The sequence below is a fragment of the Arthrobacter sp. TMS2-4 genome, assembly GCF_054511075.1.
In genome coordinates this window covers 105,812-120,538 of sequence record NZ_JBTNDI010000004.1, presented here as the reverse complement: position 1 = coordinate 120,538, position 14,727 = coordinate 105,812, and the positions used below count along the sequence as shown (strand labels likewise).

General features: G+C 70.9%; 13 protein-coding genes. 5 read left to right on the top strand and 8 right to left on the bottom strand.

Features of this window, described 5'->3' with window-relative positions; translation table 11 throughout:
* Positions 1-36: 36 nt before the first annotated feature.
* A complete protein-coding gene (locus tag ACX80F_RS07540) occupies positions 37-1,035 on the top strand; it encodes a GerMN domain-containing protein (RefSeq protein WP_459335766.1) in 999 nt (332 codons plus the stop codon).
* A 19-nt stretch (positions 1,036-1,054) separates the two neighbouring features.
* On the opposite strand, the gene ACX80F_RS07535 is transcribed toward ACX80F_RS07540, so the two are convergent.
* From ACX80F_RS07535 to hrcA, 3 genes are all read right to left on the bottom strand, one after another.
* Positions 1,055-1,816 (bottom strand): 16S rRNA (uracil(1498)-N(3))-methyltransferase, encoded by a 762-nt coding sequence (locus ACX80F_RS07535; RefSeq protein ID WP_459335765.1) that lies wholly within the window; start codon positions 1,814-1,816, stop codon positions 1,055-1,057.
* Between the two features lie 2 nt (positions 1,817-1,818).
* Positions 1,819-2,952 (bottom strand): molecular chaperone DnaJ, encoded by a 1,134-nt coding sequence (dnaJ, locus tag ACX80F_RS07530; protein WP_459335764.1) that lies wholly within the window; start codon positions 2,950-2,952, stop codon positions 1,819-1,821.
* A 118-nt stretch (positions 2,953-3,070) separates the two neighbouring features.
* Entirely contained in the window at positions 3,071-4,084 is a 1,014-nt protein-coding gene (gene hrcA / locus ACX80F_RS07525; protein WP_459335763.1) for a heat-inducible transcriptional repressor HrcA, read from the bottom strand.
* 171 nt (positions 4,085-4,255) lie between these two features.
* On the opposite strand from hrcA, the gene ACX80F_RS07520 reads away from it, so the two are divergent.
* On the top strand, positions 4,256-5,119 hold the full coding sequence (locus ACX80F_RS07520; RefSeq protein ID WP_459335762.1) for a DUF3097 family protein: 864 nt from the start codon (positions 4,256-4,258) through the stop codon (positions 5,117-5,119).
* Positions 5,120-5,196: 77 nt separating this feature from the next.
* Positions 5,197-5,610 (top strand): DUF4870 domain-containing protein, encoded by a 414-nt coding sequence (locus ACX80F_RS07515; protein WP_459335761.1) that lies wholly within the window; start codon positions 5,197-5,199, stop codon positions 5,608-5,610.
* Positions 5,611-5,653: 43 nt separating this feature from the next.
* Here the strand turns inward: ACX80F_RS07515 and hemW are convergent, their stop codons facing one another.
* Positions 5,654-6,883 carry a radical SAM family heme chaperone HemW gene (gene hemW, locus ACX80F_RS07510; RefSeq protein ID WP_459335760.1) on the bottom strand — a complete coding sequence of 410 codons (1,230 nt, stop codon included), beginning with the start codon at positions 6,881-6,883 and terminating at the stop codon, positions 5,654-5,656.
* Between the two features lie 21 nt (positions 6,884-6,904).
* Complete coding sequence (gene lepA / locus ACX80F_RS07505; RefSeq protein WP_459335759.1) at positions 6,905-8,758, bottom strand: translation elongation factor 4; 1,854 nt, start codon at positions 8,756-8,758, stop codon at positions 6,905-6,907.
* Positions 8,759-8,978: 220 nt separating this feature from the next.
* Here lepA and ACX80F_RS07500 point away from each other — a divergent pair, with 220 nt between their 5' ends.
* Positions 8,979-9,512 carry a type II toxin-antitoxin system PemK/MazF family toxin gene (locus tag ACX80F_RS07500; protein WP_459335758.1) on the top strand — a complete coding sequence of 178 codons (534 nt, stop codon included), beginning with the start codon at positions 8,979-8,981 and terminating at the stop codon, positions 9,510-9,512.
* Between the two features lie 211 nt (positions 9,513-9,723).
* Positions 9,724-9,984, top strand: a complete 261-nt coding sequence (gene rpsT, locus ACX80F_RS07495; protein WP_459335757.1) for a 30S ribosomal protein S20 — start codon at positions 9,724-9,726, stop codon at positions 9,982-9,984.
* A gap of 124 nt (positions 9,985-10,108) precedes the next feature.
* Here the strand turns inward: rpsT and holA are convergent, their stop codons facing one another.
* From holA to ACX80F_RS07480, 3 genes are all read right to left on the bottom strand, one after another.
* Positions 10,109-11,122, bottom strand: a complete 1,014-nt coding sequence (gene holA, locus ACX80F_RS07490) for a DNA polymerase III subunit delta (RefSeq protein ID WP_459335756.1) — start codon at positions 11,120-11,122, stop codon at positions 10,109-10,111.
* Positions 11,123-11,209: 87 nt separating this feature from the next.
* Positions 11,210-13,687: a ComEC/Rec2 family competence protein gene (locus ACX80F_RS07485; RefSeq protein ID WP_459335755.1), complete on the bottom strand. Its 2,478-nt coding sequence runs from the start codon at positions 13,685-13,687 to the stop codon at positions 11,210-11,212.
* 98 nt (positions 13,688-13,785) lie between these two features.
* A complete protein-coding gene (locus ACX80F_RS07480) occupies positions 13,786-14,676 on the bottom strand; it encodes a helix-hairpin-helix domain-containing protein (RefSeq protein WP_459335754.1) in 891 nt (296 codons plus the stop codon).
* Positions 14,677-14,727 lie beyond the last annotated feature (51 nt).

The window sequence follows — 14,727 nt, the reverse complement described above, 5'->3', positions numbered from 1 at the left end:
GAGAGACCGGCGCGCACCAGAGGGAAGGAGGCGAGCATGAACCACGAAGACCCGCTGACGAAGAACCGGCTGGGGCTCGGCGGCATCCTCCTGGTGTCCGGTGCCGTGTTGCTGGGGAGCGCTGCGTTCCTCCGGCCCGACCTGGGTCTTCTCGCCGGCAATGCGCAGATGGCTCCGCTGCCCGATCCGCGTGCGACGACGGCACCCGGGGACGCCTCCGCTACCCCATCCCCCTCCACGTCCGGCCAGGTCCCCACTGCGGGACCGTCTGACGCCGGCAGGCCGCTCGTGCCCGTCTACTGGCTCGGCGGGGACGCCGGCGCCGAGCGCCTCTTCCGCGAGTATCTGCCCGAGCCCGAGGACTCGGCGGGCGATCCGATCGCCGACGCCGTCCGGCTCATGACCTCGGGGCAGCCGCTCGACCCCGACTACCACTCGTCCTGGCAGCCGGCCTCGACGGTCAGTTCGTCGATCTCGACCAAGAACGTCATCACCCTCGATATCTCCTCCGATGCTTTCCCGCAGCGCCTCGACGAGGAGCAGGGCAGCCTCGCGCTGCAGCAGCTGGTGTACACGGCCACGGCGGCGGCCTCGGACGCGGGGCTGATCGCCGGCGGCGAGGCGAGTTCCGTCGTCGTCCTGGTCGACGGCGCGGCGCACTACCGCGCCTTCGGGTCGATCGATCTCGAGGGCGAGTGGACCCGGGACACCGCGACCCTTGCGCCGCTGTGGATCATCGATCCGCAGGAGGGCACGCGGGCTGCAGCCGGGGACCTGACCGTCCACGGGGTGGGTCCGGTGTCGGAGGATGTCCTGGCCTGGCGCATCGATCGCAGTATCGACGGCTCGGAGGAGAGCGCGACGAATTCCTTCCGCGACGGCACCGTCGAGGTCGCCCCCCGGGACGGCGCGCCGGGGGCCTATTCGTTCCCGGTGACACTGCCTCCGGGCCGGTACGAGATCACCGTCTCCGTTCCCGGCGTTCCTTCCGGAGACGCGCCGTCCGGGGACTCGAAGACCGTCGTCGTCCGATAGCGGACGTCCGGGACGCCCGTTACCAGCGCCCGAGCAGATGGTTCAGCAGCGCGACGGCGGCGGGGCCGGCCGTCGAGGAGCGCAGGACGTGCGGGCCGAGGCGCGCGGTCCGGGCCCCGACGGCGCTCAGCTTCCCCAGTTCCGCCTCGCCGATGCCGCCTTCCGGTCCGACGACGACTGCCGTCGACGTCGCATCCGACGATCCGGCGAGCAACGCGGACACCTGGTCGGCGAGCGGGAGGTCCGCGTCCTCATGGAGGACGATCATGCGGTCGACCGTTGCCGCCCACGCGGCGAGCCGCGCGGTGTCCATCACGGCGTGGACCTCCGGTACGAACGATCGCCGCGACTGTTTCGATGCGGACCCGACGAGGGAGACCCACTTCTGCCGGCCCTTCTCGGCCCTGTCCCCGCGCCAGCGCACGATGCTCCGCTCGGCGTGCCAGGGCACGACGGCGTCGATCCCGAGTTCGGTCGCCGCCTCCACGGCCTGTTCGTCCCGGCCGCCCTTCGCCAGGGCCTGGACGAGGACCAGGCGGTGCCGTGGCGCAGGCTCCTGGCCGGCGGCCTCCACCGTGACCTCGACCGTGCTGGTCCCGACAGCGGTGATGACGCCGCCGATCCGGTAGCCGGCGCCGTCGGAGACGTCGAGGCGCTCGCCCTCCCCGAGGCGGCGGACGGTCGCGGCATGGCGCCCCTCGTCACCTCCGAGCACGAACGTGCTGCCGGGGGCCGCTGCACGGACCGCCTCGCCCGGCCCGAAGAACAGGGGACGCGTCATGATCAGCGGTTTCCGAGCCGCTCCCGCAGGCGCGCGAAGACGCCCGAGCCGCTGCTGGCCAGCTGGCCGTCGGTGTACTCCTCGTTGCGCAGCTCGGCCAGCTTGCGCAGGAGCTCCTCCTGCTGCGGGTCTACGTTGCGTGGGGTCTCGACATTGAGGTGGACCCGCAGGTCCCCCCTGCCCTGGCTCCGCAGGTGCGTGACGCCGAGGCCCCGAAGGGTCACGATCTCGCCCGACTGCGTCCCGGGCTTGATGTCGAGTTCCTGGTCACCGTCGTAGGTGTCGAGGTGCACGGTGGTGCCGAGCGCTGCCGCGGTCATGGGAACACTGAGCGTCACGTGCAGGTCGTCGCCGTCCCGCAGGAAGGTGGAGTCGGTGGCGACGCGGATCTCGACGTACAGGTCGCCCTGGGGGCCGCCGGCCGTGCCGGCCTCGCCCTGTCCCGCGAGCTGGATGCGCGTGCCGGTGCCGACGCCGGCGGGGACCTTGATGGTCAGGGTGCGGCGGGCACGGACCCGGCCTTCACCGCTGCACTCGTGGCAGGGGCTGGGGATGACGGTGCCGTAGCCCTGGCACGTGCCGCAGGGAGCGCTCGTCATGACCTGGCCGAGGATCGAGCGCACGGCCCGCTGGACCTGGCCCGAGCCGCCGCAGATGTCGCAGGTCCGGGGCGAGGTGCCGGGCTGGCAGCAGCTGCCGTCGCAGGAGGGGCACATCTCCGCGGTGTCCACCTCGATCTTCTTGTTGGTGCCGAAGACCGCGTCCTTCAGGTCGATGCGCACGTTGATGAGCGCGTCCTGTCCCCGGCGCGTCCGCGAGGGGGCGCCGGACTGCTGGCCGCCGCCACCGCCGAAGAAGGTCTCGAAGATGTCCTGGAAGGCGAAGCCCGAGCCCGAGTAGCCCCCGCCGTAGCCGCTGTCGGTCCCGTTCTCGTTGCCGGTGGTGTCGTAGACCCGCCGCTTCTGGGGGTCGGACAGGACCTCGTAGGCGTGGCTGACGCGCTTGAACTCCTCGGACGCATCCGGGCCCGGGTTCACGTCGGGGTGGAGCTTCCGGGCGAGCTTGCGGTACGCCTTCTTGATTTCCTCCCCGGTCGCACCCTGCGCTACACCGAGGACTTCATAGTGATTACTCACTCCTGCACATCACTTCCTGTTGAACGTTCTGTCGTCTGCTCGCCGGCGATACCGGCGGAAAGGCCATGGTTGGCCCTGGGCGGCCGTCGACAACCCAGAACCGCGGCCCGCTGCCCCGTTATTCCTCGAGGATCCTCGAGAGGTAGCGGGCGACGGCGCGTACGGCCGCCATCGTCGTCGGATAGTCCATGCGGGTGGGGCCGAGGATCCCGAGCTTCGCTCCGGCGTCCGGTCCGTACCCCGTGGCAACCACGGAGGCCTCCGACAGCCCTCCGTAGGGGTTCTCGCTCCCGATCCGCACCGAGATCCCGCGGGCGTCGTATTCCATCTCCGACAGCAGCCGGAGCATGACCACCTGCTCCTCCAGCGCCTCCAGGACGGGGCCGATGCTCAGCGGGAAGTCCCCGGTCGAGCGGGCCAGGTTGGCCGTCCCGGCGAGCAGGATGCGGTCGTCCCGCCCGAGCCCGGCAAGCTGCTCGAGCGCCTTCACGATGGTACCCCCGTGGGCTCGAAGCCCCGGAGGGAGCTGGGAGAGGGCCACGGCGAGCCCGCCCGGCAGCGCCGTGAGCTTCAATCCCGCCACGGCGGACAGGATGCGCTGCTTCAGCTCCGCCAGCTCGGACTCCTCGATGTCCTCGGAGGTCCGCACGATGCGCTGCTGGACCGCGCCGTTGGTCGCGATCAGGACCACGAGGACCTGCTGCGGCGCCAGCAGCACGCATTCGATGTGCCGGACGGACGCCCCACCGACGCGGGGGAACTGGACGACGGCCACCTGGTGGGTGATCTGCGCCAGCAGCCTCACAGTGCGGTCCATGACGTCGTCGAGGTCCTCGGCACCTTCCAGGAGAGTCTGGATGGCCTTCTTCTCCGGCGCCGACAAGGGTTTCACCTCGGAGATGCGGTCCACGAACAGGCGGTAGCCCTTGTCGGTCGGGATGCGTCCCGAGCTCGTGTGGGGAGCTGCGATCAGGCCCTCCTCCTCGAGGACGGCCATGTCGTTGCGGATGGTGGCCGAGGACACCCCCAGCCGGTGTCGGTCCACCAGGGCCTTGGACCCGACCGGCTCCCGGGAATGGACGTAGTCCTCGACGATGGCCCGGAGCACCTCCAGGCGTCGCGGTTCACTCACTCCTGTGTCACCTCCGGATCCGTTCCTCTGGGCACGCGCCGCGGGCGGCTGCCGGCGGTTAGCACTCGACACACCCAAGTGCCAAGTCTAGTACGTCCGCTTCGATTGTTAGCATTGGGATCCCGGGCTGCGGCAGACCGCCGGAGCCCCCGCGGGAAGGACGGACCCGGGATGGACTACGGCTGGGGTGCCCACGACATATCGGCTCCGAAGCGGGTGGAACTCCCGGATGTCCCCGTGCAGAAGGATCTGGTCCTCGAAGACGTGCAGAGCGGGTTCGTGGGCGCGGTGATCCGGGTGGAGAAATCGGGCGGGCTCCACGTGATGGTGCTCGAGGACCGGCGCGGCAAGACGCGGACGTTCAGGCTCGGCCACGGCTTCCTCCTCGACGGCCGCCCGATCCACGTCGTCGCGCCCGTGCCGGCCGCCGCCCCTGCCGCCAGGACTGCCGCCACCCGCACCGCTTCCGGATCCGTGCGGGTGGAGAACGCGCGGGCGAGGACTGCCCGCGCGAGCAGGATCTGGGTGGAGGGTCAGCACGACGCCGAACTCGTCGAGAAGGTGTGGGGCGACGATCTCCGCCTGGAGGGAATCGTCGTCGAGCCGCTGCACGGCGTGGACGACCTCGAGGGCGCCATCCGCGCCTTCGGTCCCGGACCGCAGCGCAGGCTCGGCATCCTCGTCGACCATCTGCTCCCGGGCACCAAGGAGTCCCGGATCGCCCAGCAGGCCATGACTGCCCCCGGGGCCCGCGGCAACGTCCTGATCGTCGGCCACCCGTATGTGGACGTCTGGCAGGCCGTGAAGCCGGCGGCGCTGGGCCTGACGGCCTGGCCCGTCGTACCCCGCGGCCAGAACTGGAAGACGGGCATCCTGGCCGGTCTCGGCTGGCCGCACCACGACCAGGCGGCCGTGGCCAACGGCTGGAAGCGCATCCTCGGCCGGGTCGGCAGCTACGCGGATCTGGAACCGTCGCTGCTGGGCCGCGTCGAGGAAGTGATCGACTTCCTCACCGCAGCCCCTGACCGTCCCTGAGCCGGGCGGTGCCGGTCACCACGTATCCTAGGAACACTCCGAGCAAAGTTCCACGACAGCCAGCAAAGGAATCGACGTTGTCCAATACTGCCGACCGAGAGCACGGACGGGGCCAGTCCCAGCCCACGTTCGAGGGCACCCCGGCCAACGCCCTTCCCCTGACGGCGTCGGAGGACCGCCAGTACGCCACCCTGGCCCACTTCGGCGGGATCCTTGGATTCGTCCCGTCCCTGCTGATCTTCCTCATCTTCAAGGATCGCGGCCCCTTCACGGCCCAGGAGTCGAAGGAGGCGCTAAATTTCACCCTCCCGCCCACCATCCTCGCGCTGGCCGCCTGGCTGTTGTCCCTCGTGCCCGTCGTCGGCGGGGTGTTCGCGGTCCTGAATGCGCTGATCTGGCTCACGATCACCATCTTCTCGGTGACTGCCGGCATCCAGGTCAACCGTGGCCGGCCCTACCGCTACCCCCTGAATCTCCGCCTCATCCGCTGACCGGTCAGGCCCGCCCCTGACCGTCCGGGGCGCAGTTCCCGGGTCAGTCGGGCAGCAGGCGGCGCACGACGGCGTCCGCGAGCAGCCGACCCTTGAACGTCAGGGTCACCCGACCCGCGAAGGCCGCGGCAGGATCGACCAGCCCGTCCGCGATCAGCCCGGCGACGGCGCGCCGCCCTGACGGCGCCAGGGTGTCCGTGGCGAGTCCCTCCCGCAGGCGCACCCGCAGCATCACGTCCTCCACGTAGCGGTCCTCGTCCGCGAGGACCTCGCGTCCGGCCGCCGGAGAACGGCCTGCTGCCAGGGCGTCCGCGTAGGGGCGCGGATGCTTCACGTTCCACCAGCGGGTCCCGCCGACATGCGAGTGGGCACCCGGTCCCGCTCCCCACCAGTCGCTGCCGCGCCAGTAGGCGAGGTTGTGCCGGCAGGCGTCGGCGGGCGTGCGCGCCCAGTTGCTCACCTCGTACCACTGCAGGCCCCCCGCAGTGAGCATCTCGTCCGCGAGGACATACTTGTCGGCGTGGTCGTCGTCGTCGATCGGCGGCACCTGCCCGCGGCGGATGCGCGACGCGAGCTTCGTGCCGTCCTCGATGATGAGGGCGTAGGCGGAGATATGGTCCGGTCCGTAGGACAGCGCCGTGGCCACGGAGGTCCGCCAGTCCTCCAGCGATTCCCCCGGCGTGCCGTAGATCAGGTCGAGGCTGACGTTCAGCCCCGCCTCCCGGGCCCACTGCACGGCCTGCGGCACCCGCTCCGGGGAGTGGGTGCGGTCGAGGACGGCCAGGACGTGGGGTACCGCGGACTGCATGCCGAAGGAGACGCGGGTGAAGCCGGCTTCCCTGAGGACGCGCAGCGATTCGGGCGTGACCGAGTCGGGGTTCGCCTCGGTGGTCACCTCGGCGTCGGGAGCGAGGGTCCACTGGTCGCGGGCCGCCCGCAGGATCGCCGCGAGGTCCTCCGCCGGGAGCAGCGTGGGCGTCCCGCCCCCGAAGAAGACGGTCGAGAGCGGTCGGGCCGGCACCCCCGAGGCTTCCAGCGCCCGGGCTCCGAGGGCGAGTTCGGCGAGGACGGAGCCGGCGTAGGCGTCCTGGGACGCGCCTCCGCCGAGTTCGGTCGCCGTATACGTGTTGAAGTCGCAGTAACCGCACCGGACCGCGCAGAACGGGATGTGGACATAGAGGCAGAAGTCGCGGTCGACGGCCCCCTCGGCCGCGGAGGACGGCAGGACGCCGTCCTCCGGCGCCGGCAGGCCGAGCGGCAGTGCGCTAGGCATGACATCCCGAAGCGTTGCAGGTCACTTCTTGGCTTTGTCCTTCGACTCGTCGGACGACAGGGCGGCAATGAACGCTTCCTGGGGCACTTCCACGCGCCCCACCATCTTCATCCGCTTCTTGCCCTCCTTCTGCTTCTCGAGCAGCTTGCGCTTGCGCGAGATGTCGCCGCCGTAGCACTTGGCGAGGACGTCCTTGCGGATCGCGCGGATGCTCTCCCGTGCGATGATCCGCGCCCCGATCGCCGCCTGGATGGGCACCTCGAACTGCTGGCGCGGGATGAGCTCGCGGAGCTTGCCCGTCATCATCACGCCGTAGGCGTAGGCCTTGTCGCGGTGGGTGATGGCGCTGAACGCGTCCACCTGGTCGCCCTGCAGGAGGATGTCGACCTTCACGAGATCGGACACCTGGTCGCCGTCCGCCTTCCAGTCGAGGGACCCGTACCCGCGGGTCTTGGACTTCAGCAGGTCGAAGAAGTCGAAGACGATCTCCGCGAGCGGCAGCCGGTACCGGATCTCGACGCGGTCCTCCGAGAGGTAGTCCATGCCGCCGAGGACGCCGCGGCGCTGCTGGCAGAGTTCCATGATGGCGCCGACGAATTCCGACGGCGCGAGGATGGTCGCGGACACCATGGGCTCGCGCACCTCGGCGATCTTGCCCACCGGGTACTCGCTGGGGTTGGTCACCTTCAGGACGTGCTTGTCCTCGAGCGTCACCTCGTATTCGACGTTCGGCGCGGTGGAGATGAGATCGAGGTTGTACTCGCGCTCGAGGCGTTCGCGGGTGATCTCGAGGTGCAGGAGACCGAGGAAGCCGACGCGGAACCCGAACCCGAGCGCGGCCGAGGTCTCGGGCTCGTAGACCAGCGCGGCGTCGTTCAGGGTGAACTTCGCCAGGGCGTCGCGCAGCACGGGGTAGTCGGTGCCGTCGAGCGGATAGAGACCCGAGAACACCATGGGCTTGGGGTCCTGGTATCCGCCCAGCGACTCCGCGGCCGGCTTCGCCAGGGTGGTGACGGTATCGCCGACCTTGGACTGGCGGACGTCCTTGACGCCCGTGATGAGGTAGCCCACCTCGCCGACGCCCAGACCCTTGCTGGGCTTGGGCTCGGGAGAACTGACGCCGATCTCGAGCAACTCGTGGGTGGCCCGGGTGGACATCATCTGGATGCGCTCGCGCGGGCTGAGCTTGCCGTCGACGACCCGCACGTAGGTGACCACGCCGCGGTAGGTGTCGTACACGGAGTCGAAGATCATGGCCCGGGCCGGCGCGTCAGGGTTCCCGGTCGGCGCCGGGAGGTCCCGCACGATCTTGTCCATCAGCGCCTCGACGCCGACGCCGGTCTTCCCGGACACCATGAGCACATCCTCGGGCTCACCGCCGATGAGGCTCGCGAGCTCCGCCGCGTACTTCTCCGGCTGGGCGGCAGGAAGATCGATCTTGTTCAGCACCGGGATGATCGTGAGGTTGTTCTCCATCGCGAGATACAGGTTCGCGAGGGTCTGGGCCTCGATGCCCTGGGCCGCATCCACGAGCAGGATCGCGCCCTCACAGGCGGCGAGCGATCGCGACACCTCGTAGGTGAAGTCCACGTGGCCGGGCGTGTCGATCATGTTGAGGGCGTAGGCGGTACCGTCCACCTCCCAGGGCAGCCGGACGGCCTGGGACTTGATCGTGATGCCGCGCTCGCGCTCGATATCCATCCGGTCGAGGTACTGCGCCTTCATGTCCCGCTGCTCGACGGCTCCCGTGAGCTGCAGCATGCGGTCGGCCAGCGTGGACTTCCCGTGATCGATATGGGCGATGATGCAGAAATTCCTGATGATCGCCGGATCGGTGGCGGCAGGCACCGGAGCGGTGCGGGCCATGGGTGACACGTAGCTTCCTCACTCTTGCTGAACAGGGACTCTTGCGGACCGTCTCTCACGGAACAGCGTCCGGCCGGCGAACCTCCGGTCCGGCACTGCCGGTCCGCGGCCATCCTCCCTAGTGTCCCATGATGCCGCGCGGGTGCGGCAATCGCCCGGCCGGCCGGCGCCGGTGACGTCGTCCACACGGGCCGCCGCCGTGGCCCGGTGTGCTCGCTAGGATGCGACCATGGCGATCACCCTGCGTTCCTTCCTGTCCCTCGCTCACCGTGTCGCCCGCGCCGTGGGCAGCACCGCACCCGTGCGGAGGGGCGCGCCCGGCCGGCGGGGCCCTACCGGAGGCGCGGATACCTCCCCGTCCCGTCCATCCCGGCCCACCCGGAGCCGCGATGCGGCCCTGCTCGCGTACTCCCCCACCGCGGACGGCAGACCCGATCCCGGGGAGATCGTGTGGACGTGGGTGCCGTACGAGGACGACCCGTCACAGGGGAAGGACCGCCCGGTGCTGCTGGTGGGCCGGGAAGGTGAGGTCCTGCTCGGCCTGATGCTCACGAGCCGGGACAGGAACAACGCCCGCGACCACGACGAGCACTACGTCGACATCGGGACCGGCGCGTGGGACCGGCAGGGGCGCCCCAGTGAAGTGAAGGTGAACCGCCTGCTCCGCATCCGGCCGGACGACATCCGGAGGGAGGGCGCCGTCCTTCCGCGCCGGCGCTACGGGGAGGTTCTCGCGGCGGTCCCCGGGCACCTGCTCGGCTGACGCGGTCGTGCGCCCCTCCCGCGGCCGGAACCGGAGTCGACCCCGGACCGCTCGGGTTGCGGGCGGCTTTCTGCTAATCTGTATAGCTGTGTGTCCGCGCAGGTCTTCGGGCACTTTGGCCGATCGCCACACGGTATCCCCACGCCGCTCAGTCTTCGGTCGGCCGAAATACCCTCACGACCAGTCCGCAAAACAAAGAAAGTTCTCATACGTGGCAAATATCAAGTCCCAGAAGAAGCGCATCCTCACCAACGAAAAGGCGAGGCAGCGCAACAACTCGGTCAAGTCCGAGCTCAAGACCGCCATCCGCGCCGTGAACACGGCCGTCGACGGCGCGGACAAGGACGCTGCCGTCACGGCGCTGCAGACGGCCAGCCGCAAGCTCGACAAGGCTGTCACCAAGGGTGTGCTGCACAAGAACAACGCAGCGAACCACAAGTCCGCGATCTCCAAGAAGGTCAACGCGCTCTAAGCGGCGGAATCTTCGACGAAGGGCCGGCTCCTGACGGGGCCGGCCCTTCGGCGTTCACCCTGGAATCCGTTGGAGCTGGTGTCCGAGGGGAGGCCTGCTCGGCCGTCCGGTGGAAGGCCCCTGCTCAGCCGTCACCGAGCGCGATGACGGTGACGGCCCGTTCGACCGCGTAGACGGGGTCCCGAGACTCGCCCTTCACCTGGGCATCGGCTTCCGCGAGGGCCCGCACGCAGCGGGCGAGGGCGTCCGGGCTGAAGCGCTGTGCTTCCTTCCGCGCCTGGTCCACCTGCCAGGGGGCCATGCCGAGGTCCTTGGCCAGCTGCATGGACGACCCCCGGACCCCGTGGACCTTCGCCACGGCCCGGACCTTCATCGCGAGCGCGGCCACGATCGGGACGGGGTCGGCCCCCGTGGCCAGGGCGTGGCGGAGCATCGACAGGGCCTGAGCGGTCCGCCCCGCCAGTGCGGCATCGGCCACCTTGAAGCCCGTCGCCTCGACGCGGCCTCCGTAGTACTTCTCCACCGTCTCGACCGTGACGTCACCGGTCATGTCGGCCATGAGCTGCTGGCAGGCGGCCGCGAGCTCCGGCAGCTGCGACCCAACGGCGGCGACGAGAGCGCGGACGGCATCCGGATCGATGCGCCGGCGCGCGAGGCGGAACTCGGTGGCGACGAAGTCGACCTTCTCACCGTCCTTCTTCAGCGGCTGGCAGTCGACGATGGTGGCCCGGGCAGCCTTGATGGCGTCCAGCAGCTTCTTGCCGCGATTGCCGCCCGAGTGGCGCAGCACCAGGACGACGTCGGGCGCCGGGTCGGCGAGGTAGGACAGCGCGTCGACCAGGAAGGCGTCGTTCATCTGGGCCAGCCCGGCCACCTCGATGATCTTCCAGTCCCCGAAGAGCGACGGGCTCGCCTGCATCGCCAGGTGGCCGGACTCGTAGGATCCGGCGTCGAACCGGACGAGCTCGGCGGCGGGCTGCGCCGTCCGGACCTGCTGCCGGATCGATTCTGCCGCCTTCGACGCGAGGTAGTCCTCCGGACCGGTGAGCAGGACGACGCCCGCCGGTTGCACGTCACGCCAGGTCGCTGCCTGCTGATGAGCGGCGCCGGTCCGACCGGACGGTGATCTCGTTGCCACGTGGCGGGTTCCTTCCTTCGAAACACCTCCTACTGTCGCACGGCGCCGACGTGCCTCAAAGTCCCCGACCACCCGGTCCGGGGCGTCTCATCGGAGCGGGCGGACCTCGACGGTCGTGCCGACGGCGTCCACCGTGAAGGATCCCAGCTCGTCCGTCCGGACGGCCGTGATCCCTGCCCGGCCGAGCGCGTCGAGGATACTCGGATGCGGATGTCCGTACTCGTTGTCCTCACCCGCCGAGATGAGCGCCAGACGCGGGTCGAGCGCGTCGATGAGCGCGGTACCCCCGTTCCTCGCCCCATGGTGCGCGATCTTGAGGATGTCGACTCCCCTGTCCGCGAGACCCGGGTCGGCACCCAGCAGTACCCCTGCCGCGTCCTCCTCGAGATCGCCGGTCAGCAGGATCCTGGTCGGGCGGCCGTCGGTGGGCACTTCGACGTCGAGCACCGCGCTCGCGTTGTTCTCCTCGGACACGTCGGCTCCCGCGACGGGCCACAGGACGTCGACCCGGAGCGGCGCGAGGTCGAGGTCGGTCGTGGTGTCCAGCCGCTCGGGATCGATCCCGCTCGCTCGGGCGACGTCGGTCACCGCCTCCGGGAGTCCGGTCTCGCCGCTCGAGTAGTAGAGAGCGGAGACGGTTCGGCCCCGCAGGACTCCCTCCGCGCCGCCGAAGTGGTCGTCGTGCAGGTGGGTGATGACGAGGGCGTCGATCACCTCCACCTGCAGCGCGTCCAGGCAGCGGTCCATGGCATCCGGGTCCGGCCCTGCGTCGACCACCAGCGCGTGGCCGGGAGTCGTCGCCAGCACCACGCCGTCGCCCTGGCCGACGTCGCACATCGCCAGATCCCACATCCCGGCCACGGGTCCCGCCCTCACCCGGACGAGGGTGACGATGACGACGCACACGACGAGGACCGCGAGGACCGCCGCCGCCACGCGGCGGGGTCGCGCGGCAGCCGCTGCGGGTCGCCGTGCCGGGAACCGGCCGCGCGGGCCTCCTCCCCTCCGGTGGACGTCGCCTGTCCGGGCTGCAGCGGGCGGTTCCCGCCGGACCAGAAGCGCGAGGACAATCAGGGACACCACCGCCGCACCGATCGCGCCGGGTAACCCCGGGAGCCAGGGCACCGCCGCACCCGGCCCCGTGGACAGCACCTCCGCGACGCCGGCCACCCACCGCGTGCCCCACTGGGCGGAGCCGATCAGCGGGGCCGCCAGGACCGGGGCCCCGACGAGCGCCAGGACCGCGAGCATGCCCAGCAAGGTGATGCCCGGCACGACGGGTGCGGTAAGGACGTTCGCCGGCAGCGAGTACAGCGGGAGCACCGGCTGGATGAGGACGAGGACGGGTGTGCAGAACAGCTGTGCGGTCAGGGGGACCGCCAGCAGCTGGGCGGCGGGCCGTGGCATCACCCGCTGGAGGGTCTCCGACACCCGAGGACCCGCGATGACGAGGCCGAGGGTCGCGGCGACGGACAGCGTGAACGCATAGGACACGGAGAGCCAGGGATCGGTCGCGAGCAGGACGATGACGGACACCATGAGGAGCGTCAGCGACACCCTGCCGCGCCCGGACAGGACGGCTGCGACGCCGATCGCACCCATCACGGCTGCGCGGAGGACACTCGGTTCGGGCCGTACCAGCATCACGAATCCCGCGAGGGCGACCACTGCTCCCGCACCCGCCGGCACGCGCGGGGCGCGCACGACACGCAGCGCCAGGTAGGCGAACGCCACGACGTAGGAGCAGTTCGCCCCACTCACCGCCGTCAGGTGCGTCAGGCCGGTCGCCCTCATGGCCTCCGCAAGATCGGGGTCCAGGCCGGTCCTGTCACCGAGTGCCATGCCCGGGAGCAGTCCCCCATCGCGGTCGTCGCGCAGGGAGTGCTCCCGGAACCGCGTCCTCAGGTGGTCGGTATGGCCCAGCCACCCGGCCGCCTCGTCGACGCTCGGCGCACTGGCGGGGAGGAAGACCGCCGTCGCCCTGCCCACCCGATCGGAGGGCTTCGCGGTCCCCAGCACGCGCACGGTATCCCCGGTACCCATCCCGCCCCATCCCTCGGGGGCGAGCACCGCGACCGGCGTCCGGGCCGAGAACCGCTTGCCCTGCAGGACGCCCCCGATCACGTCGGCGTCCATCAGGTAGCGGTCACCACCGCCGAAGTCACCGGGAGGCAGGAGGGTCGGCTCGCCCGCGATCCGCAGGACCGCCGTGAACGGAACGCCGGCCCGCACGGCCCGGTCGACCGGTCCGTGCTCGGCACGGGCGAGGACTCCCGCTGCGGCCAGCAGGACGAGGGCCAGCGCAGCGGCCGGCGCGAGGGCCTGCGCCGTCAGCACGATCCACACGGGTTGTGTCGCTGCAGGTCTCCGTGGGACCAGGAGGAGCACGCACCCGAGGACGAGGCCCGTCGCGCCCGCGAGGAGGCCTCCCGCCGCCGCCCCCGTCGCTCCGCCGTGGACGGCGGCCGCGGCGGCGATCCACGCTGCTACGGCGGAGGGCACGAGCCTGAGATCGCCGCTCCAGCGCGGGCGACGCGCACGGTCCGACGCTGCGGGATCCGACACTGCGGGATCCGACGCAGCGGGGCCCTCCGTTGCGCCGGTCGGTGGACATCGCCCCGGTCCTTCGCCGGCGTCCGGGGCGTCCGGCACCCCCGCCCTGCTCATCGGACCGTGACGCGTGGCAGGATTCCCTCGAGCAGCGCGGGACCGATCCCGGGCACGGCGTCGACATCGGCGGCCTGCCCGAAGGGGCCGTGCTCGTCCCGCCAATCGATGATTCGCTGCCCGAGCACGGGCCCCACCCCGGGGAGCGATTCGATCTCGGCCAGGGTGGCGGTGTTGAGGTCGATGACCCCCGCTGCAGCACCGGCAGCACCCGCATGGCCGGCAGGAGTGCCGGTGCTCGGATCGGTCCGGGTCCCCGGACCGCCCGACGAGGGTGCGGGCGGCTCGGCCACGCCGGGACGCGGCTCCTCACCCACCGCCAGCAGGTGGATGTGCTCGCCATCGGCGGGGATGCCGGCGAGATTGATCCCTTCGAGATCGGCCGCGGGGAGGGCACCGCCCGCGCGCTCGATCACCTCGACGAGGCGGGTGCCTGCAGGGACGGTGACGACACCGGGGGACGCAACCTCTCCGGTGACGTACACGACCAGTGGCCCCTCCGCGGGAGCGGCCCCGGACGGCGCGGTGGGCCCCGCGCGAGCACCCGGAGGAACGCTCCCGCCTGCGGGACCGGACGTCGCAGCAGCGGGGCCGGAACCTCTTCCGGCAGGACCGGGAACCGTCTCCCGGGATGCTGTCGGCCCGGCATCGAGCTGCACCGACACCGCGGCGGCGGACGGCTCGGAGCTGCGCACGAGGAAGAGGCCCGCTCCGACCGCCAGCGCGACCCCGAGGAACACGAGCGCCGCCGAGCGCGCGACACGCCATTGGACACCCCCACGGAGGGAAGGATCGCCGTCGGCTTCGACGTCGGTTTCGGGATGCGGAAGGGGGTGGGGGGGCGGCGCCCAGGCGTCGCCGGCCGTAGGCCATCGGTGCTTACCCATGCAGCCAACCTAGGGAAGGCGCAGCAGGCGTGCCGTCGCCGGTTCGGCTAT